General features: G+C 61.6%; 19 protein-coding genes. 9 read left to right on the forward strand and 10 right to left on the reverse strand.

Features of this window, described 5'->3' with window-relative positions:
• The first annotated feature begins 193 nt into the window (after positions 1-193).
• Positions 194-445: a DUF768 domain-containing protein gene (locus NKH38_RS29820; RefSeq protein WP_352765712.1), complete on the forward strand. Its 252-nt coding sequence runs from the start codon at positions 194-196 to the stop codon at positions 443-445.
• Positions 446-1,162: 717 nt separating this feature from the next.
• On the opposite strand, the gene NKH38_RS29825 is transcribed toward NKH38_RS29820, so the two are convergent.
• Positions 1,163-1,672, reverse strand: coding sequence for a tyrosine-type recombinase/integrase (locus NKH38_RS29825; protein WP_352765710.1), 510 nt, complete (start codon positions 1,670-1,672; stop codon positions 1,163-1,165).
• A gap of 445 nt (positions 1,673-2,117) precedes the next feature.
• Here NKH38_RS29825 and NKH38_RS29830 point away from each other — a divergent pair, with 445 nt between their 5' ends.
• Positions 2,118-2,249, forward strand: coding sequence for a hypothetical protein (locus tag NKH38_RS29830; protein WP_352765708.1), 132 nt, complete (start codon positions 2,118-2,120; stop codon positions 2,247-2,249).
• A 592-nt stretch (positions 2,250-2,841) separates the two neighbouring features.
• Here NKH38_RS29830 and NKH38_RS29835 read toward each other — a convergent pair.
• The 3 genes from NKH38_RS29835 to NKH38_RS29845 all read right to left on the reverse strand — a co-directional run bounded on the left by NKH38_RS29835 (position 2,842) and on the right by NKH38_RS29845 (position 4,792).
• On the reverse strand, positions 2,842-3,048 hold the full coding sequence (locus NKH38_RS29835) for a KTSC domain-containing protein (protein WP_352765707.1): 207 nt from the start codon (positions 3,046-3,048) through the stop codon (positions 2,842-2,844).
• Positions 3,049-3,478: 430 nt separating this feature from the next.
• Positions 3,479-3,664 carry a DUF3606 domain-containing protein gene (locus tag NKH38_RS29840; RefSeq protein WP_023815822.1) on the reverse strand — a complete coding sequence of 62 codons (186 nt, stop codon included), beginning with the start codon at positions 3,662-3,664 and terminating at the stop codon, positions 3,479-3,481.
• Positions 3,665-4,474: 810 nt separating this feature from the next.
• On the reverse strand, positions 4,475-4,792 hold the full coding sequence (locus NKH38_RS29845; RefSeq protein ID WP_352904722.1) for a DUF982 domain-containing protein: 318 nt from the start codon (positions 4,790-4,792) through the stop codon (positions 4,475-4,477).
• A 1,547-nt stretch (positions 4,793-6,339) separates the two neighbouring features.
• Between NKH38_RS29845 and NKH38_RS29850 the strand changes: the two genes are divergently transcribed.
• Positions 6,340-6,690 carry a hypothetical protein gene (locus NKH38_RS29850; protein WP_352765058.1) on the forward strand — a complete coding sequence of 117 codons (351 nt, stop codon included), beginning with the start codon at positions 6,340-6,342 and terminating at the stop codon, positions 6,688-6,690.
• Positions 6,691-6,784: 94 nt separating this feature from the next.
• On the forward strand, positions 6,785-7,018 hold the full coding sequence (locus NKH38_RS29855; protein ID WP_023697367.1) for a hypothetical protein: 234 nt from the start codon (positions 6,785-6,787) through the stop codon (positions 7,016-7,018).
• Between the two features lie 99 nt (positions 7,019-7,117).
• Here the strand turns inward: NKH38_RS29855 and NKH38_RS29860 are convergent, their stop codons facing one another.
• From NKH38_RS29860 to NKH38_RS29875, 4 genes are all read right to left on the reverse strand, one after another.
• A complete protein-coding gene (locus tag NKH38_RS29860; protein ID WP_352446670.1) occupies positions 7,118-8,089 on the reverse strand; it encodes an NAD-dependent epimerase/dehydratase family protein in 972 nt (323 codons plus the stop codon).
• An 11-nt stretch (positions 8,090-8,100) separates the two neighbouring features.
• Positions 8,101-9,243: a DegT/DnrJ/EryC1/StrS family aminotransferase gene (locus NKH38_RS29865; RefSeq protein ID WP_352765061.1), complete on the reverse strand. Its 1,143-nt coding sequence runs from the start codon at positions 9,241-9,243 to the stop codon at positions 8,101-8,103.
• 1 nt (position 9,244) lies between these two features.
• A complete protein-coding gene (locus tag NKH38_RS29870) occupies positions 9,245-10,270 on the reverse strand; it encodes a Gfo/Idh/MocA family protein (protein WP_352446672.1) in 1,026 nt (341 codons plus the stop codon).
• Positions 10,271-10,568: 298 nt separating this feature from the next.
• Complete coding sequence (locus NKH38_RS29875; RefSeq protein WP_352446673.1) at positions 10,569-11,054, reverse strand: acyltransferase; 486 nt, start codon at positions 11,052-11,054, stop codon at positions 10,569-10,571.
• Positions 11,055-11,246: 192 nt separating this feature from the next.
• On the opposite strand from NKH38_RS29875, the gene NKH38_RS29880 reads away from it, so the two are divergent.
• From NKH38_RS29880 to NKH38_RS29895, 4 genes are all read left to right on the forward strand, one after another.
• Entirely contained in the window at positions 11,247-12,881 is a 1,635-nt protein-coding gene (locus NKH38_RS29880; RefSeq protein ID WP_352765063.1) for a glycosyltransferase family protein, read from the forward strand.
• Between the two features lie 507 nt (positions 12,882-13,388).
• Positions 13,389-14,099, forward strand: a complete 711-nt coding sequence (locus NKH38_RS29885; protein WP_352765065.1) for a polysaccharide deacetylase family protein — start codon at positions 13,389-13,391, stop codon at positions 14,097-14,099.
• Positions 14,096-15,067, forward strand: coding sequence for a glycosyltransferase family 2 protein (locus NKH38_RS29890; protein ID WP_352446676.1), 972 nt, complete (start codon positions 14,096-14,098; stop codon positions 15,065-15,067). Before NKH38_RS29885 ends, NKH38_RS29890 begins: the two co-directional genes overlap by 4 nt.
• Before the next feature lie 30 nt (positions 15,068-15,097).
• On the forward strand, positions 15,098-16,039 hold the full coding sequence (locus NKH38_RS29895) for a glycosyltransferase family 2 protein (protein WP_352765067.1): 942 nt from the start codon (positions 15,098-15,100) through the stop codon (positions 16,037-16,039).
• 6 nt (positions 16,040-16,045) lie between these two features.
• Here the strand turns inward: NKH38_RS29895 and NKH38_RS29900 are convergent, their stop codons facing one another.
• Together NKH38_RS29900 and NKH38_RS29905 are read right to left on the reverse strand one after the other, a co-directional pair.
• Complete coding sequence (locus tag NKH38_RS29900; protein ID WP_352446678.1) at positions 16,046-17,134, reverse strand: acyltransferase family protein; 1,089 nt, start codon at positions 17,132-17,134, stop codon at positions 16,046-16,048.
• A 21-nt stretch (positions 17,135-17,155) separates the two neighbouring features.
• The gene (locus NKH38_RS29905) at positions 17,156-18,340 is read right to left on the reverse strand and encodes an acyltransferase family protein (RefSeq protein ID WP_352446679.1); all 1,185 of its coding nucleotides are present in this window, start codon (positions 18,338-18,340) and stop codon (positions 17,156-17,158) included.
• A gap of 712 nt (positions 18,341-19,052) precedes the next feature.
• Between NKH38_RS29905 and NKH38_RS29910 the strand changes: the two genes are divergently transcribed.
• Complete coding sequence (locus NKH38_RS29910) at positions 19,053-20,276, forward strand: DegT/DnrJ/EryC1/StrS family aminotransferase (protein WP_352765070.1); 1,224 nt, start codon at positions 19,053-19,055, stop codon at positions 20,274-20,276.
• Positions 20,277-20,279: the final 3 nt, after the last annotated feature.

Consider the following 20,279-nt stretch of genomic DNA (forward strand, 5'->3'; position numbering starts at 1 on the left):
TATCCCGAACGGAATGCGGAAATCCGTAGGTCGGTATCGACACGCTGATCCTGTCGTCAGTGACGCGTCGAATAATGGTGGCGTCGATCGCCACCTCATCGCCCATCTTGAGACCACCATGCAATGGAGTCTGGTGCGGCCGTCTCTGGGGTCAAGTAGTGGAACCTAATATGCGCTTTGAACTTATCGGCTGATGAGCACACGCGGCATCAACTTTCTCGATCGGTGGATGGCAGAGCACCTGCCCAACGCAATGACTGATGATCCAGTGGCGGTTAGCGACCTCGCTGACGCAATGATGAAATCTGCGGAGCGTGAGGGAATCGGTGCCGACGAGATCAACGAGGAGGTCGGCAGCGTCTATGAGGTGATCTCCGATGCGATGCACCACCGCGAAGGCAGCTTGGCCGAACAACCCTTGCCGTCCAGGTCCAGTGAGGAATAGAATCCTTCGCTGCGGCGCCCCCAAAAGACTCTGGCCGACAACCTGCCCGCGCATCCCATGTGCTGCAAGTCGACCAAACTGACGGCATCAACGGGAAGCCGGCGGTCGCGGCCGGCAGCCTTGCAATCCGAGCAGCTCATCTGTTCGGCCGATGTGCCGGGCAAAGGATGGCGGCAAATTGCACATGTGATCCTCCCCGGGTCATACGGCCGAACAGCCCCTTCACCTAGTCCCTAAGTGGGCTGTTCTAAGAGCCCCACCGGCTGATTCCGGTGGGGCATCTTGCTTATCCAGGCCTCAGCCAGGCGGCGCGTCGCTATCTGATTTTTCTCGATCCCATAGGGCCAAGCCCATCCGACACACGTCTCGCAACGTCCCTGACCAAATCATGGATCGCACTCGGCTCATGCGCCGCGTATGCCGTGAAGAACTCCATCGACTGTGCGACCTGATAAATCTCGCGGAAGTTCTGGGACATCAGTTCGTCATTATCGTCGAATGGATTCAACATGACATGTGCCTACAAGCTTTGGACAGATGCTGAAGACGGCATTTGCCGGGACGGTTATCCCGACTATGCCGCCATATCAAGAGCGCTTCCCCACCGCAGTCGCTGCGCGATCAAGAGCCGGTGCGTGAGCATCGGAATCACAAGAGCAGCACATGGAAGCCCGAAATTTGCGCCCACGCGACCTTTCACGGTGAGGAGGCCGCGCTTCAGGTCGACGGCGTTCCATCTGAGGCACGCAGTTCGGAGGCGCGCAAGCCGCTAAATAGCGCCTGACTATCAGGGCGCGGTGCTTGCCTTGGGCGGCGGCCAGTATCGTCCGCAACTCGGGTTTGGTCGGGATCTCGGGCCGCTTCAACTTTCGCCGATCGTTCGTCTTCACCTTGGCGTCCGACAGCGGATTGTCGCCGCCAAGCCACGCCGCCTGCTTCAACGAAGATCGCGCCGAGCGAACGCACAACGCGCTTGACCATGGCAAGCGATCGATCCTTCGCTAGTTCGTCAGCGAAGGCGTGGGCGTGCGGCGTGTTGAACTGCGAGAGCTTTCTGGCGCCGATCAGCGGCACGATGTGGATGTTGACGTGTTGGGCGTAGGCATCGCGCGTAGAGCGCTCCAAGCCTTCGGCGTCGCATCGTTCCAGCCACAGCTTCGATGCCTCTTTGGTCGTGATCGAGGTGCTGTCTGCGACATGAACGCCGAGCTGCAGGTCACGTTGCACTCTACCAGATAGGCGTCGGCATCCTTGCGCTTGTCCAACTGCTTGGCGCGGCGATTGCCGCCGGCATCGAAGTAGCCTGCCAGCCAGCGAACTTCACCGGAGGGCAGGGTGCTTGCGAACCTGAGCCATTCCTATTCCTCGCGGTACTTTGGATGACGTTGCGTGGTGTGCGAGCGAGCTTGCCAGACCGGATAGCGTTCCGCCTCTTTCGCCAACTCTCTATCATTTCTTTCCGCGACGCTCCGATGGCCTCGAAAACCTCTTGGCCAATGGGGACGTCTCCGGAGGCGTATTCATTCGCAAGCTTGATTGCTTCGCCCAACTTTGGATCGTTGGCGAATGGCGCAAGTTCAACCAAAAGATTGAACAGGTTATCCAGACCAGAACATTAGCGCCGACTAACGGTTAATGTCGGCAGTGTCCCGAATCATGATTGGCTGGAGCGATGGCGGTACTGGCGTTCGATCTTGTCTATTTTTCCCGCCTGACCCTAGGCGACCTGCTGGGCAGCGTCATTTCGTTGCTGGCGTGTTTGGTGCTCTACAACGCTTTGGCTACGGACTGCCCGAACCGATAGGTCGGGACTAACCCGCGACCGCGAAGGCCCAGGCCATTGCCACGCCAAGAAACAGCTTGCCGGCCATGTCGATGCGAAGGCGCATACAGGGCGCCATGCGTCTGTGCGGGCGCTCTGAGGCCGTTGCCGATGTCATCGAAGATCGTTTCCATCGGCCGAGTCTCGAAACGCCCAACCTGTGAATCCCCTGTTTGTTCCGTCAAAGTCTAACGATCAGGGAAGCGCCATGGAAAGCACGTGCAGTAACGGTTGATTCAACCATTGCTGGCATAAGTGTGGGTGGGTGGCGGCTCCGACAGCTCGGGGGTGGAACTGAGTGCCGAAGCCGCCTGCGCAGCCAAGGTTGGGGTTTGACCGCGCCGTCCTATTCTGGGACAGCGCGGTCAACGATTCGTTAAAATGATCCGGACCTAATTAAGTCCATGCTAATTGCGCCCTTCGGCCTTTTTGCGTCAGCCGGCTGTTCGGTCACACCCCGCTCGCGTTCTCAGCGGTCCTGCCGGTGACCAAGATGGCCCCTCACTCATCATGGTCGGCCCGCGCTCGGAAGCAAGCGCGGGCCATCCCTGAACAAGCCCGGCGGCTCCAGATGTCAGCGCCCTGCCGCGAGCCGGAATGCATAACGATTGCGGATGTGGCTGTTAAAATAGACGCCCTTGGCAAAGGCAGCTTTGAACGCGGCAAAGGCCTCAGCAGGTACGTCCAAAAACTCGTAATGCTTCCCGCTCGCTACAAACCAAACCGAGAGAACCCTGGTGCTGGGGTCATAGTCGAACTTGCGTATCGAGGTCGACGGCATTGTATGCCATCCAAAAACTCAGCCAGCCGAGTTGGATCGTCAGCTACAGGCTCAAACTGTATTCGAATATGTGGCCGCGCTTTTCGTCGGCAACCCTGATCCATATGGCTCGCTGGTGCGCAGAGTGACGTCGCGCTCTGTCGCTTCCCGCGCCGCCCTGATCGGCGTTGTCGCGTGGACGATGTGGGTAGCCGTCACGGTATCGCCGTCCATTTCCTCAACGTGGTATTTTGGCACTTGTGTGCCTAAGCGTCTAGTTCGAGAGGCTGATCGTGATCCGGATCGGCATGATAAGCGACCTGGCGAAAGTCGCGCATATCGATCTGTTGGCCGCAAACAGGGCAAGGCATGAAATGATCGAGCTCGCTCGCGGGTGGGCCTTCATGTCGGTGCCCAATTATTGGTCTGCCGAGATCCGATAGCCTGGTCATTATTTCCGCAGAGCCTTCGCTTCTCGCTCCAACGTCTCGCGTTGGTTGCCGTGCTTCGCGATCAGCTCTTTGACCTGCTGGGGTGTGATGCCGGTCTTTGTTGCGAAATATTCAACTTCATAATCCTCATCGGCCGAGACACGGTCCCGATCGCGAAAATCCCGCTTGCTCTTGTCGTCGGCCATATCGATTCCTCCTTCGCTCATCCCGCAACGCCGAGTTGACGTGTTTGTTGCACCCAAGAGGCTGATTTCCGGTTTCGGAGCCGGCCATTCGCAGCCGGCGAAGTCTTTGGGCGACGTAGTGCGGACCTGGCAGATCTAAGACCTAAACGGGGGCGACCCGAACCAGGTGGATCGCTAAGTTCGATGGACCTAACGGGGCCGCCCGCGCCAGCCTGTAAAGCACAGCGCGGGCCTCAACCATCGACATCGGTTGGCAGCGGGAGACGCAGCACCACCCAACTCACCCGCCTGACGCTGTTCCCCGGACAGACAAAAAACCCGCCGCCTATGCGTTTTGCGCGTAATTAGTTCGCGCAGTTCACTGGCGCTAGTTGACCATCTCGCGCAGCGGCTTTTTTCGCCTCGGCGGTACATAGGGCGGCCCAGCAGCTTGTTGCGGGGGGTAACGGGCGGGCCACAAGTCCTGGCGGGGCTCCCTGAGGCCTGACCGGTATCATCGGAAACCGTGTCCATGCCTTCATAGAAACGCCCGCACTGTGAATCCCCTTGGAACATTGTAGGCTCGAAACACTTCGGGCGGTCGCACTGTTCCCATTTCAGTGTCTTCCCAAAGCTGCCCACTATCTGAACGGTGGTGGGCTTTTTTGTACATTAGGGGAGCCTGAAATTTGGGGGCTTGTTGATAGAACGGCAGCGAGTGGGTGTTCGCTGCTGGTCGAGGTCCCGCAAGACTCGGCCGGGCTCGCACCACCTCGCCGGTCGGTGCGAGCCCACCGGCGCGCCACCAAGCGAGATCCCCTGTGTCGGTCCCTATTTGATACTAGGGGACGGCGGTTCATCATCACGATGGTTTATGGCACGTTGCCCGATATGCCGAGGGCGGGACTCCGTCTTGGCCGGCTGCAGCAAGCGCTGGTCGATAGCGGCGGCCTTGAACGCCGCAAATGCTACGGCCGGACTGCAGCTTCCATCCTTGGCCTCCGCAATTAATCGGCACGCATTCCTATAGGCCGCCGCTTCCTTATTTGGCCACTGCCCCAGCAGCGCTTCCTCGGCCTCACAGATGGAGGAAACCGTCATTGATTTCCGGTCTACCAGCTTAACGAAAAGCGGTAAAAAGGTGCTCATCGCACACCTCCCGACCTTTTAGTGCGCCGAACGCAACAAGAGCTTTTTGGTTTCCATGCCTATCTGGTCATGGGGCTTCGCCGCAACAAGGACTATAATCCTACATGCCGAGCCGGCTGGCAAGCGCGTCGCTGGCCTTACCCGGAAGGAAGAGGTAGGGCCACGGCGCCAAGCCCAGCCATCAGGAGCAACCACCCGAGCAACGGCAAGCCCGGCGACCTCCTTTGGACACACACAGGGAACGAAAAGAAGGGCGCCGAGCCTTACCGGCGCTGCTTTGTGAGGGAGACGACGCCGGATGAGATGAGAGTATGCGATCATGCCAATCTCCGTAACCATGCGAATGAACGAAAACCGTGTGACAGCGCGGTTGAGACCAAGGTAGGCGGTGCGGTCAGCTACAGTGCTGAAGAGCGGGTGCGGCTTCAGTCGCAATCTCTGCCGGTGGATTTATAGCCGGACTTAATGACGCGCTCTGATCTTGTGATTTCATCCCTCAAGTCTGGCAGAGCCGATTTTCTGTTATGACTTCAGACGACAATAAACGTGCCGTGATCGCGGATGTGGCCAGGGCAGACGTCATCAACGCCCGCTTACGGCCGCTACGACCTCGACGACAATGCCGCCCGGATCAGTGGGGTTCCCGCCGAACTGCATCAGGATGTCGTGGGGCAGGTGGGTGCGGCGCCGGCTGAGTGAAGGGTGACGCCAGGCACCGTTGCGGGCGCTGGCGCCGCTTGCGCTGGCGGTTCGCTAGGTGACGGCGGCTTGCCGCCGGAAGCCGCGTCGGCGCCGCTCTGGCCATAACCCATTCTTCAAACAGTGCCATCTTGCGTGCAGAGTGCGGTGATCTGGCTGACGAGCACCAGGCGGCGGCATCGGGACAGCGAACGGTGCCACCGACGTCCGGTACGGTCCGGTGCACTAGCCTGGCAGCTCGCGCAAAAGGGCCAATGATGAATCGGCCGTCGTTGGTGAAAATCCAACAGAAAGATGCTACCAGCCAAATAGAAATAGCTAGAACCGCATGCGCCGGCCGACAGTTCCTTCAGGTCCGGCGAAGCTAGAACAGCTGATTCGTTGCGCCAGGGGAGCTGGCGCGGCCAAGTATTCTAGTTGGATCTCATTGCCAGACGGCTCGCAAGCACCTCAAGTTCATCAAGCGTCAACTCAATCTGGTACCGGTATTGCGAACCGCTTGCATAAATGCCGCCGGCATCTATCGACATGATGACCGCCCCCGTTTCGGATCTGATATCGGCATCGCCCAACGGTCGATGGAAAATCGTTCGAGAAACACCTTCTCGTTTAGCAGGTCCCACTAGGATGCGCATTGCCTACCTCGCCCTGTTGCTTCGCCAACCAGGAAGCAGCGCCCTCGCGCCACGACAAAGCCTTAGAAGCAATTGCGGTGCCAAACCAAGGGTGTCCCAATATGAGCCAAAGACAGACGGCGCCATTCGGCGTTGGGGGACTGCGGCTTGGCTTCCGCTTTCGCACGCAGCTCAACAAGACCGACGCGTCGGCGTCGCCAAAATCCTGCGCACTTGCTGGTCCCGCTGGGGCTATATCAAGTCGGAAAGGTGCAACCGAACGCACCTGCTGCTAAGGCACCGGCGAAGCTGAAAGCCAAGCTGCTCTATCTGGAGAACGCCGTCCGCCACTCGTTAAAGTCGTTCGGCATCCGCATGGGGCAAGGTCGGAGGCGGCGCCTTCGCGCAGGCGGTGCGCAGGCTGCGGCCGAGTTGATAGATGACATGCTCACCGGCCCGCGCGCGCTGTGGCGACAGTACTGCCGGCTGCATGATCTGGTCATGAGGACCGTCGCGCGCTGCGAGGCATGCTGGCGCTTTATGGCGATCCGCGGCGTCAGCCCGGTGACGGCAACTTCTTCATGACAGCGATCGAGGACCCGACGCGCATTCGTCGCTCAGGCACTCGCCGCCTACTTCGGCCTAGTCTCGCGGCCCAGGCACTCGGGCACTTCGATCGATGTTCGAGGTCCCTATCTCAAAGGCTGGCGACGCCGACGTGCGGCGCGCGCTCTCCGAGGCGGGTGTCGGGACGGATGACGCGCTTCAAGGCAAGGACAAGATCAAGAGCTGGGGCCTGGAGATCGGCAACGCTCTTGCCATCGCTAGGCCTGCGATAGCGCGCAAGCTGGCGGCGTTCATTTACGCCATGTGGAGCGACTGCACATTCTACGTCGCGATGGGCGGCGGGTGAGGGTGACGCCGCGGGGCGCGCCCATGTCAAGGATCGCACGCTTCTGCCATGTAGGGGCAAGCCTATCAGGAAAGATTTCGTCGTCGCGCGAGCGGTTCGTCAGGTCACCTGCCCGCGTTTGGCTCGCCACCAGTCGACCAGGCGGGTGAGGCCCTCATCGAGGTCGATGCTCGCCTTGAAGCCCAGCATCTTTTCCGCCTTGGACGTGTCGGCAAGGCGCCGCGAGACGGGGTTCACTTTGCGCTCGGGCCCGTACTCCGGCTGAAGGTCGGAGTCCATCACGCGCAGGAGTGAGGCGGCCAGGTCGTTCAGGCTGGTCTCCACGCCGCTGGCGACGTTGAACACATCGTCCTCCACGTCAGAAAGCAGGGACAGGATGTTCGCTCGGGCGATGTCCTCGATATAGACGAAGTCCATGGTGGTGGAACCGTCGCCGAGAATCAGCGGCGGCTGGCCGGCGTCGATGCGGTCCATCCAGCGGATTAGAACCTCGGTATACTTACCATGCAGGTCCATGCGCGGGCCGTACACGTTGAAATAGCGCAAAGCCACGTAGGGAAGGCCGTACATGTCATTGAACGAGCGCAAAAGGCCTTCCAGCATGACCTTGCTGGCGCCGTACCAGGTGCGGTTGTTGTACGGGTGGTGGCTCTCTTCTGTCGGGAAGAGGTCGGCCAGGCCGTAGACCGAGGCCGAGGAGGCCGCGCAGATCTTCTTCACGCCCTTAGCCTGGGCGGCCTCAATGACGTTGTAGCTGCCGTCGCACATGACGCCCAGGGCTTCGCGCGGCTCGGCGGCGCAGGCGATGACCCTCAGGGTTGCCATGTGGATGACGGCGTCCATTCCGTCGGTGGCCCGGTGGACAGTTGCCACGTCGCGAATGTCGCCTTCGACGAGTTCGATGCGCGGGTCTTGCAGCGCGTCCTTGACGTTTTGCAGGCTGCCGCGGACCAGGTTGTCGAGGATCACTATTTTTTCCGGCGCGTGCTCCTTCAGCAGCAGGTCGATGGTGGTCGAGCCGACCAGACCACAGCCGCCGGTCACCAGGATGCGAGAGCCTTCAAGTTTCATCGTATTCCCTGTCATCGGTTCGAGGCGTGTTTCCGGTTGTGTGGGGCCCGCTCAACGCTTGCTTGCAATTCGATGACCGCGGCCACGACCGCGTCCTGCTGCTGCTCCGTCAACTCCGGGAACATAGGTAGGGAGAGAACCTCGGCGGCGGCCTTTTCGGCGTGCGGGAACTGGCCCTGCTTGTAGCCGAGATCGGCGTAGGCGGGCAGCAGGTGAACCGGAATGGGATAGTGGATACCCGACTGGATGCCTTGAGCGTTCAGCGCCTCCCCCCAGCGAGCGCGGTCGGGCGTACGCACGGCGTAGATGTGGTAGACGTGGCGCACATCGTCGCGGACGAACGGGGTCGACAGCCCGATGCCGGCGAACATGGCGTCATAGCGGGCGGCCGTGGCGCGTCGCTGCTCGGTCCATCGGTCCAGATGTTTGAGCTTCACACGCAGGACAGCGCCCTGAAGGCCTTCCAGGCGATAGTTATAGCCTTTGACTTCGTGATGGTACTTCCGCTCGGCGCCCCAGTCTCGCAGCATGCGAACCGCACGGTTGTGGTCGGCGATGTTGGTCGTCAGCATCCCGCCCTCGCCATAGGCGCCGAGGTTCTTGCCGGGATAGAAGCTGAAAGCTGCCATGTCGCCGATGGCCCCCACGCGCTTGCCCTTGTATTCCGCGCCGTGGGCCTGGCAAGCGTCCTCCAGCACCATCAGGCCGTGCATCCGGGCGATGGCCATGATCGGATCCATGTCGGCGGGCTGGCCGTAGAGGTGGATCGGGATGATCGCCTTGGTGGCCGGCGTGACCGCAGCTTCGATCTGGGCCGGGTCGATGGTGTAGGTCGCAGGATCGATATCGACGAGCACGGGGGTCGCGCCTGTGTAGTAAATGGCCGCAACCGTCGCCACGAAGGTGAAGGGGGAGGTGATCACCTCGTCGCCCGGTCCAATCCCGGCGGCCAGCAGGCCCAGGTGCAGGGCGCTGGTGCCGGTATTGACGCCGACGCCGAACGCCGCTTGCGAATAGGCGGCGAATTCCTTTTCGAATTCAGCGACGTCAGCGCCCAGGGTAAACTGACAGCTCTCCAAAGTGCGCTGAATGGCGGCATCTACCTCGAGCTTGATCGTGGTGTACTGGGCTTTCAGATCTACGAACGGGATCATATTAGGCTGCATCTTTGCGTCGCAGGTGCACGGTTTCGCCACGCCCGCGCATGGAACTGGTGGCGGCTTCGATGATCTCCACCACGCGCAGGCCAAGCCGGCCATCTGCGATGGGAACCCTCTTTTCGACGATGCAGTCGATCCACTCCTGGCCGGCGATACGCAGGGCCTCGGTGGAGTCGAGCTTGGGCGCCCACATGTCGCCCGTCCGGTAGCCGACGCGCATCTCGTGGATCTTGGCCGGGTCGTCGGTGAAGGAGACGCCCTTGTCGTAAACCTTGACCTTCTCGGACGGCTCCAGATCGTCGTAGGTGATCATCTTGTTGGAGCCGCCGACCAGTATGTTACGCACCTTCACCGGAGCTAGCCAACTCACGTTGATGTGCGCCATCATGCCAGAGTCGTAAAACAGCGAAATGTAGGCCAAATTTTCCGGGGTGCCGGGGAAGTGGTTGATACCGCTGGCCGAAACGGCGGTCGGATGCTCTTCGAACAGACGGTCGATGATCGCGAAGTCGTGGACCGCCAGGTCGGATATGACGTTTACGTCCTTCTGAAAGAGGCCCAGGTTCACCCGGGTGGCGTCGTAATAATAGATCTGGCCGAGGTCGCCGGCGGCGACGATGTCGCGCATCTTCCGGACTGCACCGGTATAGATGAAGGTGTGATCGACAATCAGGGTCAACCCGCGCTTGTCCGCTTCATTAACCAGCATCCTGGCCTGTAGCGAGGTTTCGGTCATAGGCTTCTCGAGCCAGAGATGCTTGCCGGCCTTTAGCGCAGACATGCCCAGTTCGAAGTGGCTATTGACCGGCGTCGCCACGGCGATGGCGTCGATCTCGGGATCTTGGAACAGGGCCTGGACGTCCCTGGTGGTCTGGAGACCCGGATAGCGACGGTTCACCAACTCGCGCTTCTTGGGGTCCAGGTCGGCGACCACGCGGACCCGGGCATCGGGGATCTCCATGAAGTTGCGCAGGAGGTTCGGCCCCCAATAGCCGTAACCGATGATGCCGATATTGATCATATTGACTACCCTTCGCTCCGCCCCTGCCACCGGAGTCTTGGAGGCTTGTTGGAGCTTGTCGTTGGTTGAGAAGGGATGCGCCGATCGCTCAATGCCGTGCCACCTCGACCTCTTCACAATGCAGTTTGAAGCTGCGAAGCGGTGCGGTCACCATGGCCGTTGGGTCATCAAGACCCCATCAGGATCATCCAGCCAGGCGAGGCAGGGCGCCGGATCTACCTCAAATGATCTCTCCGAATACACCAAAGATCGCAATTCGGTGTACGAAGCCGTGCCGAGAGGGCGCCGAGAGGGGGCGTCAGCCAGTCTTTGCGGTCCTTACGTCTCCGACCACACGGGCTGGCACGCCGGCAGCGATCGCGAAGTCGGGGATGTCACGGGTGACGACGGCGCCAGCGCCGATCAGGGCCCGTTCTCCGATCGTCACGCCCGGGGTGATGGTCACGTTGGAGCCGATGGAGGCGCCCTTCTTGACCAGGGTCAGCTCAATTTTCCAGTCGGCTTCATTCTGGGCGCTCCCGTCCGGGTTGGTGGCTCGGGGAAGACGGTCGTTGGTGAACATCACCCCGTGGCCGATGAAGACCTCGTCCTTGATGGTTACGCCCTCGCAGATGAAGGTGTGCGAGGAGATCTTGCAGCGCTCGCCGACCGAGGAATTCTTCTGGATTTCGACGAAGGCGCCGATGCGCGAGCCGTTACCGACCTCGCAGCCGTAGAGGTTCACCATATTGGGGTGGTGGATGACGACCTCGCCACGCAGCACCACACTGTCCGAAATCGGCATCGCTTCCCCCTGGAGTTGTCTGTCTCGTGCCATCGCCTGCAAATCGGATATGATCCTTGGTGCGCCGCTGAAGCGATAGCAGCGGTCGGTTACAGTTCTATGTAACCTGCCTTGTCGCTTGGCAAGCGTTCGCCACTCGGTATAACAAGTTTAGGGCAGGCTGCGACCGTGGGGGGAAGGATGCCGGAGACGATGCGATTTGAAGCCGTGCGCTCCGATTCCGAGGTGGCGCGTATGCGTCACAACTATGAAGAGTTTCAAAGCCTTCGTTTTGAGGCGGAGCGCTGTCTGGAGGCTGACGACCTCAACTCCGCGGCGGCCTATGTAGAGGCGGCGGTCACGCTTGCACGCAAGCGGCATTGCGGCTTTTATCGGTCCGAGCCGCTTGAGCAAATCCTGATCGAGATCGCGCGACGGACACTCGCCCCGAAGGCCGAAACTGCGCGACCAGCGCGAACGAAGATCGGCCGCGTGCTGCATGTGGCCACCGCCTTGAGCGAAGTCGGCGGTTTGACGCGGATGATGCGCCGCTGGATCGTCGCCGACGAGGGGCGTCATCACTCCCTGGCGCTGTTGCGCCATCCGGGGAAGCCGCCGGCCTCGGTGCGCCAGGCCGTGGAGGATCGTGGCGGACATATCCACGTAATCGGCGCAACACGCGGCGGACCGGTGGAATGGGCCAGCGCGCTCCGCAAGGTGTCGCTCAATTTCGACCTGGTCGTCCTGCACGTCAGCAACGAGGACCCGACGCCCAGTATAGCCTTCGCCGACGAGCGCAACCGACCGCCCGTGGTGCTGGTCAACCATGCCGACCATGCCTTCTGGGTCGGTCTCTGTGTGTGCGACCTGATCGCCAGTTCGCGCGTCTCGGGCCAGCGTCTGGTGGTGGAACGGCGTGGGATCCCGGCTAAGCGTCACGCCATCCTGCCGATCCAAATCGATCCGCCGATCCGCAAGCACAGCCGGGCCGAGGCGCGCCACAAGCTCGGCATCCCGGTCGACGGACCGCTTCTGGTTTCGGTCGCGCGCGGCGTGAAATACCGGACGATGGGCGGGGTGTCGTTCGCCGACATGCATGTCGAGGCACTGCTGGCCCGATCCGATGCGCGGTTGTTGGTCGTCGGGCCGGGCGAGCCGGCCGACTGGCAAGACGCCATAGCGGCGACCGGCGGGCGGATCATTGGGCGGCCGGAGACGCCCGATCCTTCGCTCAGCTTCGAGGCAGCGGACATCTATCTCGACTCTTACCCCTTTGTATCGATTACCTCGATGCTGGAAGCCGGCGGGCTGGGCGCGCCCTGCGCGACGCTGTTTCCCTATCCGTTGGATGCCAACGTCATGAGCACCGATATGCCTGGGCTGGCGCCTACCATTGGCTTCGCCACCTCGATGGCGGAGTACAACCGCATCCTGGCGGACTGGCTCGCCGACCCGCAGGCGCTGCGTCGGCGGGGCGATGAGACGGCTGCCAATGTCAAGCGGCTGCACACCACGCCGAATTGGATCGAAAGCCTGGAGGCGCTCTACGCCAGAGCCGTGGCGATCCCGCCAGTCACACCGCTGCGTGGGAATGGCGCGCCCGCGAACGAGGAATTCTACGAAGGATATCCCGACATCCTGCTCAACGAGGTGTTCGGCGAGTTCGACAGCGCCGAGGCGATCCTGAAGCGTTCCCTGCGCCTGATGGCGCTGCCGGAACGGCTACGGGTATGGCGGCGCCTGGCGCGGACCAAGAGCTTCAACGGGCCTTGGGACGCAGTCCGCAACCTGCTTCCCGAATGGCTGCCGCGGTCGGCAAGCCGGCTGAGGGGCGACAGCTGGATGTGAGGTTTCAACGGCATGGTTTGCCCGGCGTCCCTTCGTCGGGCGGTCTGCGACGCCTGGAAAAGCGAGATCGATCTTCAGATGCGACCCGCACACCTCATTCCAGTACCTCTATAGCGTGAAGGGCTGCCAGTCAGGCAACCATCGCGAATTACACTTTTGATTTAGCAGGCTGACAAAAACGTACCGGGATACCCTTTTTGACTCTGGTCTGTTCAGCACCTCATTCTGATACGTTCGACGATACAAAGCCTGTTAAGGCGTTGCTTTCCTTCTGGTGAGGATTGCGTTTGACGGGATGGATATGGGTGCCTCGAGTTTTGACATGGTGGCGTTGGCGTCAGAAGTCATACTTGCCATGAGGCCTGCTTTTCGACACCGACAAAAAGAACTGAGGCGAAGGTGAATATGATTGGGCGACCGCCGAAGATTCTGAAGCGGGCTGTCCGCGCCTTCGGTGTCGAAAGGCGTCATCTGGTCGGCGCACGCATGGTCCTCGAACGAGAGGGCATGTCCGTCCTTGGCCGACGCGTAAGCCGTTCGGGCGGCCGTATCCTGGCCTACCACTCGGTCGGCCAGCCGCTGATGGATCACAACGACGTGCCGCCGAAGCTGTTCCGTCGCCAGTTGGAGTGGGCCGCGGCGCGAGGCTACCGGTTCGTCCCGGCCTCGAAGATCGCTCGGACGGGGGGCGACCCGATGGACCTTGCCATCACCTTCGACGACGGTCTGCGCAGCGTGATGACCGAGGCCGCGTCAATCCTGAAGGACTTCGAGGCTCCCTGGAGCCTGTTCGTCGTCACCGACTGGAGCGAAGGCGGGTCTCCCTGGCCGACCGACGAGGTTCTAGGCTGGCGCGATCTGGAGCGCCTGGCCGCCGACGGCGCCGAAATCGGCAGCCACTCCGCAAGCCATCCCGATTTTGGACAGCTGGACGGCGCGGCCGCCCGTGAGGAATTGGACCGCTCGCGCACTATGATCGAGGCCCGGCTCGGCTTTGCGCCGACCTCGTTCGCAATTCCGCTCGGCCAATCGACCAACTGGACCCCGATCGCCATGCGGCAGGCCAAGGCAGCAGGTTATGAGCTGGTGTACGCCCAGGCAGAGGAGACGCGTTCGGCTGGCACCATCGCGCGGACCTTCATCACGCGCTTCGACAACATGCGGGTATTTTCGGCGGCCCTGGCGGGCGTCTTTGATCGGTGGGAGGAATGGGGGTGAGTCAGGCGCGCATCGTCTCGGTAGTCGTCCCGACCCGCGACCGTCCGCAGTACCTGGACCAGTCGCTGGCGAGCATTCGCGCGCTCGAAGGCCCGGATCTGACGTTTGAGATCCTTGTTGGCGACAACGGCTCCAACCATGACGCCACCGGCGCAGTGACACAGGCCCATGGCGCGCAGCACCTCATCGTGACGACCGCAGGCGCTGGCGCCGCGCGCAACGCCGCGATGCGGGCGGCCTCGGGAGAGTTCCTGGCGTTCCTGGACGACGATGACGTGTGGACCGAGCAACATGTGCGGCCGCATTTGCAACTCTTCGATCGCCAGCCGGAGGTGGAGGCGGTCTTCGGTCAGGTTGTGATGGCCGATCCTAGTCTGCGGCCGATCGCGCCTCCCATCCCCAATGACGTGCGCCCCGACGGCGACCATCTGAAGATGATGCTGGACGGCTACTTCCCGCAGATCGGCGCCACGATGGCGCGTATCGCGGTACGCGACGCCTACGGTTATTTCGACGAGACCCTGCTGGCCGACCAGGACTGGGACTGGCATATGCGCGTCGCCAGCGGTGGGCATGTGGAGCATGTGGCCGTGCCATGCGTTTTGTTCCGCCAGCGTCCGTCGGGATCCTACGACGCCTTGGTCCTGAGCCGGATTCCCTATACGCGCAGGGTGTTTATGCGGCACGCCATACCCGTCTGGCGCAAGTGGCGCTCACCGAAGGAGTGGCTGCATTCCTATTTCGCCACGCTCTTGGGATTCTACACCTATTTCGCCGATGCGGCGGTGGAGCGGGCGGCCAAGGGGGATGCGAAGGGCGTGCGGTTCGCGGTGCGTCATGCGCTGCTGGTGTTTCCGTTCCGGGCGGTTAGGCAGCTCGTGAGGCCGACGCCGTTGCGCGCGGCGTTCTTCTGGTCGATCGGCCTAGGCGCGCGCCCGTCGGCCGTCGAGGACGCGGCGCTGGACTGAACGCGCGTGGAGCTTAAGGATCGGATGGGCATGCACGACGCCAAGGACGCGCCGAAGATCAGCACAGGTGCCCCGGCCATTAGCATCGTCATCGCCACACATAACCGCAGCCACGACGTCCTCGAAAACGTCGACGCCCTGCTGCCGCAATGCGTCGGCCAGGCGGTGGAGGTCATCGTCATCGACAGCGCCTCGGCGCCGGCGCACGCCGATGTGCTGGAGACCCTGAAGGCGCGCCCGGGACTGAGCTTCATACGGCTCGACGAGCCCGGCGTTGCCCGGGCCCGTAACGCGGGTTTCGAGGCAGGCAAAGGCGATTGGATTGCATTGCTGGACGATGACGCCGTGCCGCGGCCCGGCTGGGTACAAGCGGCGATCACCTGCGCGGCCCGCTGTGACGCCCAGACCGCCATCCTGGCGGGGCGGGTGGTCGCACACTGGCCCGACGACGCCAGCAGTCTTGAAATACCGCCGAGCCAGCTCGGACCGCGAGCGCGCTTGTTGTTGTCGGTGGTCGATGAGGACGGCTTCCGCGACACGACCGATCATCCCATCGGCGTCGGCGCCAACTTGCTATTCCGCCGCCGCGCGCTTCAAGCTCATGGTGGGTTCGACGTAAAGACCGGTCGGGTCGGCTCGAACCTAGCCAGCGGGGAAGAGGCCCAGATGATGACCGATCTGATTGGAGCAGGTTATCGCTGTTGGTACGCGGATGCCTTCGTCGTGGACCACAAGGTCGATGCTGGCCGTCTTACGCGCGCGTGGCTCACAGAGCGCGCGCGCAAGGAAGGCGAGGTGGAACTGAGGGGTTTGAAAACGCCAGGCCAGAAGATCGCGCGAGCAATCAAGATGCTCGTCGCCACCCCGGTGCTGGCCGCGTTCCAGATGCTCGACCGGCCCGAACGCGAATATTACCTGCGCCTGAACCACAACATTGGTCTGCTGCGGAAGCTGTTCGGTCTGGCAAGCTGAGGGTGCTCAGGCGATGGCCGGCGCGGCTTTCGGTGTCGCCCGATGGGCCCAGGCCATGATTGGTCGTTCAAAGAATCGCCAGGAGACGGTCGCCAAGCCGATGGTCAACACAAGTTCGATGGGGGCCGAGATCCAGTCCGGCGCTTCGAATGCGACGCCGAACTTCCGGGCCGCTGCCTCGACGTTGTAGAAATGAATGAACTCGTGGAAAACGTAACAGCCGTAGCTTATGCGTCCCAGGTTGCGCAGGGGCCTTGTGTCCAGAAGGGCGACAAAACGCGAGGCCTGGTTCCTCGCGATCTGGAAGACCAGAAGCGCGGCTGTAGCCGCGACTGCCGGCGCGTAGACGCGCCAGGCGATCTCGTCCTTGAGGACTGTCAGGGGCAAGATAAGAAGCGCCAGGGCGGCGATGCTCTGGGCCGCCGTGGAAACCAGCCATGCCGGTACCCGCCGGTCGAGGTTCAGTCCTGCCAGACCACCCAAGGCGAGATAGCCAAAGCCGATCATGGGATTCAAGCCGATGACCTTGGACGATGCTCCGGCCCATTCGAGGCCCGCCTGAGTGATGAGACCCACAACCACGAAAGCAACGCAGATCTGACCGGCGGCCTTGCTGTGGGTGAACAGCAGCAAGGGTGCAAACAGCACATAGAATTGCTCTTCGATCGCCAGCGTCCAGAAGTGGTTGAAATGGCCTACCCAGTGGCCGGTCATGAACACATAGATGTTCGTGGCGTAGAGCAGCATGGCCTGGGGCGCGCCGCCTTCGAAGCCATCGAAGTGAACGTACAGCGAGGCGATCAGGAAAACGCCGATCGTCGCGTAATAGACGGGGAATATCCTGGCCGTGCGTCGAAGATAGAATCGCCCCAGACCCGCAAGCGTTGTCGTCTCGCCAGCCTCGACTGCCACCCGCGTGCGAGCCAGGATACGGGTGATCAAGAGGCCGCTGAGCCCGAAGAAGAGCATCACCCCGTCGCCGCCAAGGGATCCATACGTCCCTTGATGAAACTTGTGGCTAATGAATACGAAGACGAAGGCGATCGCGCGCAAGCCATCAAAACCCTTGATGCGGCGTTCGTCGTCGAGTCGCATTGGTCGTAGCTCCGCCCGCATCTACGTGGCTCTTTGCCGGCCAGGGGACAAGGCAGCGGTTGCGCTGCTGGCCTCGGTGCCCTCCCGCGCCGTCAATCTGGCGCCCAACCGCAGAAGCGGCCGCTCGAAGAAGTGCCAGGAGAGCGTCGCCAGCGCGATGGTGATGAAAAGCTCCAGGGCCAGTTGAACGTTAGCCGGCGCGTCGATCTCCAGATGCAGCTTATGGAGCACCGCCGTGACGTCGTAGAAATGGACGAACTGGTGCAGGATATAGAAGGCATAGCTCACCCGGCCGAGCGAGCGCAGCGGCCACAGGTTGAGGAAAGCCACGACCGGGGTCTGTTGGTTGCGGGCGATCTGGAATAGGAACAAACCGGCCACAGTGCAGGTCAGCGGTCCGAAGACGTTCCATGCGTCCCGGAAATATCCGAAGACCAGCGGGATCGCGATCAACGCCAGGCCAGCCGCCGCCTGGGATTGCGCACTCACCAGCCATGCGGGCGGCTTGAAGTTTTTCAATGAGGCGAGAAAGCCGCCGACGCCGAGCATGCCGAAGGCGATCAGCGGATCGACGTGAATGGCGTTCGGGTGGGTGTTCACCGATACGAGCCAAGCCAGCCTTGCCGCGCCGGCGAGCATGAAGCCGATGCAAATCCGAAGCAGGTATTTGCGCGGGGTGAACAGCAGGATCGGCGCCAGGAGCAGGTAGAACTGCTCCTCCGCCGACAGCGACCAGAGGTGACCGAAATGACCGTGGGCCCCGGTCGGCGTCATCTCGATATAGATGTTGGTGCCGTAGAGGGCGTAGATCGTCGCTTCCACGCGCGAGAAGCCGACGAATGAGGTGAACAGCGAACCCAGTGCGAAAACACCGAGACAGGCGTAATAAAGTGGGAAAATGCGCAGGCTGCGGCGCAGATAGAAGTCACCCATCGACCGCCAGGTCGACTGGACCCCCGCTTCGACCTTTGCGCGCATCTCCGACAGTATCGAGGAGATGAGCATGCCGCTTAGCACGAGAAAGAGCCAGACGCCGACGGAACCATAGGAATCGTGGTGCGGCAGGGTCGTTTTGTGGCTGATGAAGACCATCAGGACGGCGATCGCGCGCACGCCGTCGAAGCCGGCGATACGATCTTCCGCCGGCCGGGCGACGGCCTTGGCCGACCGGACGGCGAAAATCGCGCCTTGATCAATGGTTGCCATGGGTCAATACTCGAGCCGATGCTCCGCAACCGAGACATGGTTCGGCCCCGGGGGCCGTCAGACTTTCTTGGTTATAAACGCCTAACTCTTTGTCACATCAATTCGGCCAGAAGGCGTAGGCTCTGAGCGTGACGGTGCAGGCGCACGTCTCGCCAAATTGAGATCCTGAAAAATGTTGTTTGCGCGCCGGTCGGTCTATAGGTGGGTTACTCGTCTCTTCCAGGCGATGGATAAATGAAAAGAAGCGTAACGATAACATTTTCCTCCCAGGCCAAGCTTATCTCGCAGCACAATATACGCTTCGGCTTGACTGGATGCTAAGCTGCATTGTCACACTGCCACAACTGGTTTTTCAGGGTAGATGAATCTGCTGTAGGCCACCCGCCGGCAATCCCTATATTGAATTCAATATTTAAGTGTTAGCGTATAGTATCGAATGGCGGGTGCGACACATTTTGGCGTTTCCCCGCCGAAAATGTCGGGCCACACATTGCTTGCCCCATTGCAATGGGGCCGGAAGGTTGTTTCAGAGCCTGTCCGCTGACCGAAAGCGGTATCCGTATGGTAGGAAACCCAAGTGTCCCAATACACCAGGCACGCCGGCCGTCGGTATCTGCATCCCACAATAGGACAAGGTGAGCCACCGGCTTTGTCGTGATACGACCACTGCAACTTCTCGCACCGAGTAGGTCTTTCGTTCTGAGGATCTGACATGATTCCGATCATCAAGCCCACCATGGATGGGGCCGAGGCCGAGGCGGCGCGCCGCGTCATCCTGTCCGGCTGGGTCACGCAAGGCCCCGAGGTGGCGGCCTTCGAGACGGAATTCGCCACCTTCACGGGCGCGCCGCACGCTGCGGCCGTCTCGAACTGCACCACGGCCCTGCACCTGGCCTTGCTGGCGGCGGGGGTGAAGCCCGGCGACGAGGTGGTCACGGTCAGTCACTCCTACATCGCCACAGCCAATTCGGTGGCCTATTGTGGCGCGATCCCCGTCTTCGTCGACATCGATCCGACCACCTACAACATTGATCCGGCTCTGATCCAGCACGCGTTTTCGGCCAAAACCAGCGCGATCCTGGTGGTCCACCAAATGGGCTTGCCCTGCGACATGGCTGCTGTGGTCGACATCGCCAAGGCTAGGGGCTTGCCCCTAATCGAGGACGCGGCCTGCGCCAGCGGCAGCGAGATCTTCTGGAACGGTCGATGGGAGAAGGTCGGCAAGGCGCACGGCGACGTGGCCTGCTTCTCCTTCCACCCACGCAAGATTATGAGCACCGGCGATGGCGGTATGCTGACCACCAAGCACGCTGACTGGGTCGCCAAATTCAAGTCGTTGCGCCAGCACGGCATGAGCGTGCCCGACACGGTCCGCCACGGCTCGACCCAGGTGATCTTCGAGACGCACCCAGTGCTCGGCTACAACTATCGCATGACCGACATCCAGGCCGCTGTCGGCCGCGAGCAGCTCAAGCGCCTGCCCGGCATCGTGGCCCGCCGCCGCGCGCTTGCCGCCCGCTACGCCGAATTGCTCGGCGAGGCGCAATGGCTGGGCCTGGTGCGCGAGCCGGCCTACGCTCGCACCAACTGGCAGAGCTTCTGTGTCCGTCTGCCGGACTCCGCCGACCAGCGCACTGTCATGCAGGCTATGCTGGATGCCGATATCGCCACCCGCCGCGGTATCATGTGCGCTCACCGCGAGGACGTCTATGCCTCCCGGCCCCTGCGCATGTCCTTGCTGGAATCGGAGGCAGCCCAGGATCATACCATCGTCCTTCCCCTCTATCCCCAGATGACCGATGAGGATCAACAGAAGGTCGCCTCGACCCTGATCAAGGCTACCCGGGTTCAAAATCCAAGGCCCATGACTCCAATTCTGGAATTCAAGCGAGATGTGATGGAGGTCCCACATCGGGGCCGGTCTGTCCGAAAGTGAGAG

This window comes from Mesorhizobium sp. M1078 (genome assembly GCF_040318615.1).
In the GTDB taxonomy this organism is placed as follows: Bacteria; Pseudomonadota; Alphaproteobacteria; order Rhizobiales; family Rhizobiaceae; genus Mesorhizobium.

Coding starts and splice junctions, on each gene's coding strand:
- NKH38_RS29820 (WP_352765712.1), top strand. CDS start 194: ATGAGCACACGCGGCATCAACTTTCTCGATCGGTGGATGGCAGAGCAC.
- NKH38_RS29830 (WP_352765708.1), top strand. CDS start 2,118: ATGGCGGTACTGGCGTTCGATCTTGTCTATTTTTCCCGCCTGACCCTA.
- NKH38_RS29835 (WP_352765707.1), bottom strand. CDS start 3,048: ATGCCGTCGACCTCGATACGCAAGTTCGACTATGACCCCAGCACCAGG.
- NKH38_RS29840 (WP_023815822.1), bottom strand. CDS start 3,664: ATGGCCGACGACAAGAGCAAGCGGGATTTTCGCGATCGGGACCGTGTC.
- NKH38_RS29845 (WP_352904722.1), bottom strand. CDS start 4,792: ATGAGCACCTTTTTACCGCTTTTCGTTAAGCTGGTAGACCGGAAATCA.
- NKH38_RS29855 (WP_023697367.1), top strand. CDS start 6,785: ATGTTCGAGGTCCCTATCTCAAAGGCTGGCGACGCCGACGTGCGGCGC.
- NKH38_RS29860 (WP_352446670.1), bottom strand. CDS start 8,089: ATGAAACTTGAAGGCTCTCGCATCCTGGTGACCGGCGGCTGTGGTCTG.
- NKH38_RS29865 (WP_352765061.1), bottom strand. CDS start 9,243: ATGATCCCGTTCGTAGATCTGAAAGCCCAGTACACCACGATCAAGCTC.
- NKH38_RS29870 (WP_352446672.1), bottom strand. CDS start 10,270: ATGATCAATATCGGCATCATCGGTTACGGCTATTGGGGGCCGAACCTC.
- NKH38_RS29875 (WP_352446673.1), bottom strand. CDS start 11,054: ATGCCGATTTCGGACAGTGTGGTGCTGCGTGGCGAGGTCGTCATCCAC.
- NKH38_RS29880 (WP_352765063.1), top strand. CDS start 11,247: ATGCGATTTGAAGCCGTGCGCTCCGATTCCGAGGTGGCGCGTATGCGT.
- NKH38_RS29885 (WP_352765065.1), top strand. CDS start 13,389: ATGTCCGTCCTTGGCCGACGCGTAAGCCGTTCGGGCGGCCGTATCCTG.
- NKH38_RS29895 (WP_352765067.1), top strand. CDS start 15,098: ATGCACGACGCCAAGGACGCGCCGAAGATCAGCACAGGTGCCCCGGCC.
- NKH38_RS29900 (WP_352446678.1), bottom strand. CDS start 17,134: ATGCGACTCGACGACGAACGCCGCATCAAGGGTTTTGATGGCTTGCGC.
- NKH38_RS29905 (WP_352446679.1), bottom strand. CDS start 18,340: ATGGCAACCATTGATCAAGGCGCGATTTTCGCCGTCCGGTCGGCCAAG.
- NKH38_RS29910 (WP_352765070.1), top strand. CDS start 19,053: ATGATTCCGATCATCAAGCCCACCATGGATGGGGCCGAGGCCGAGGCG.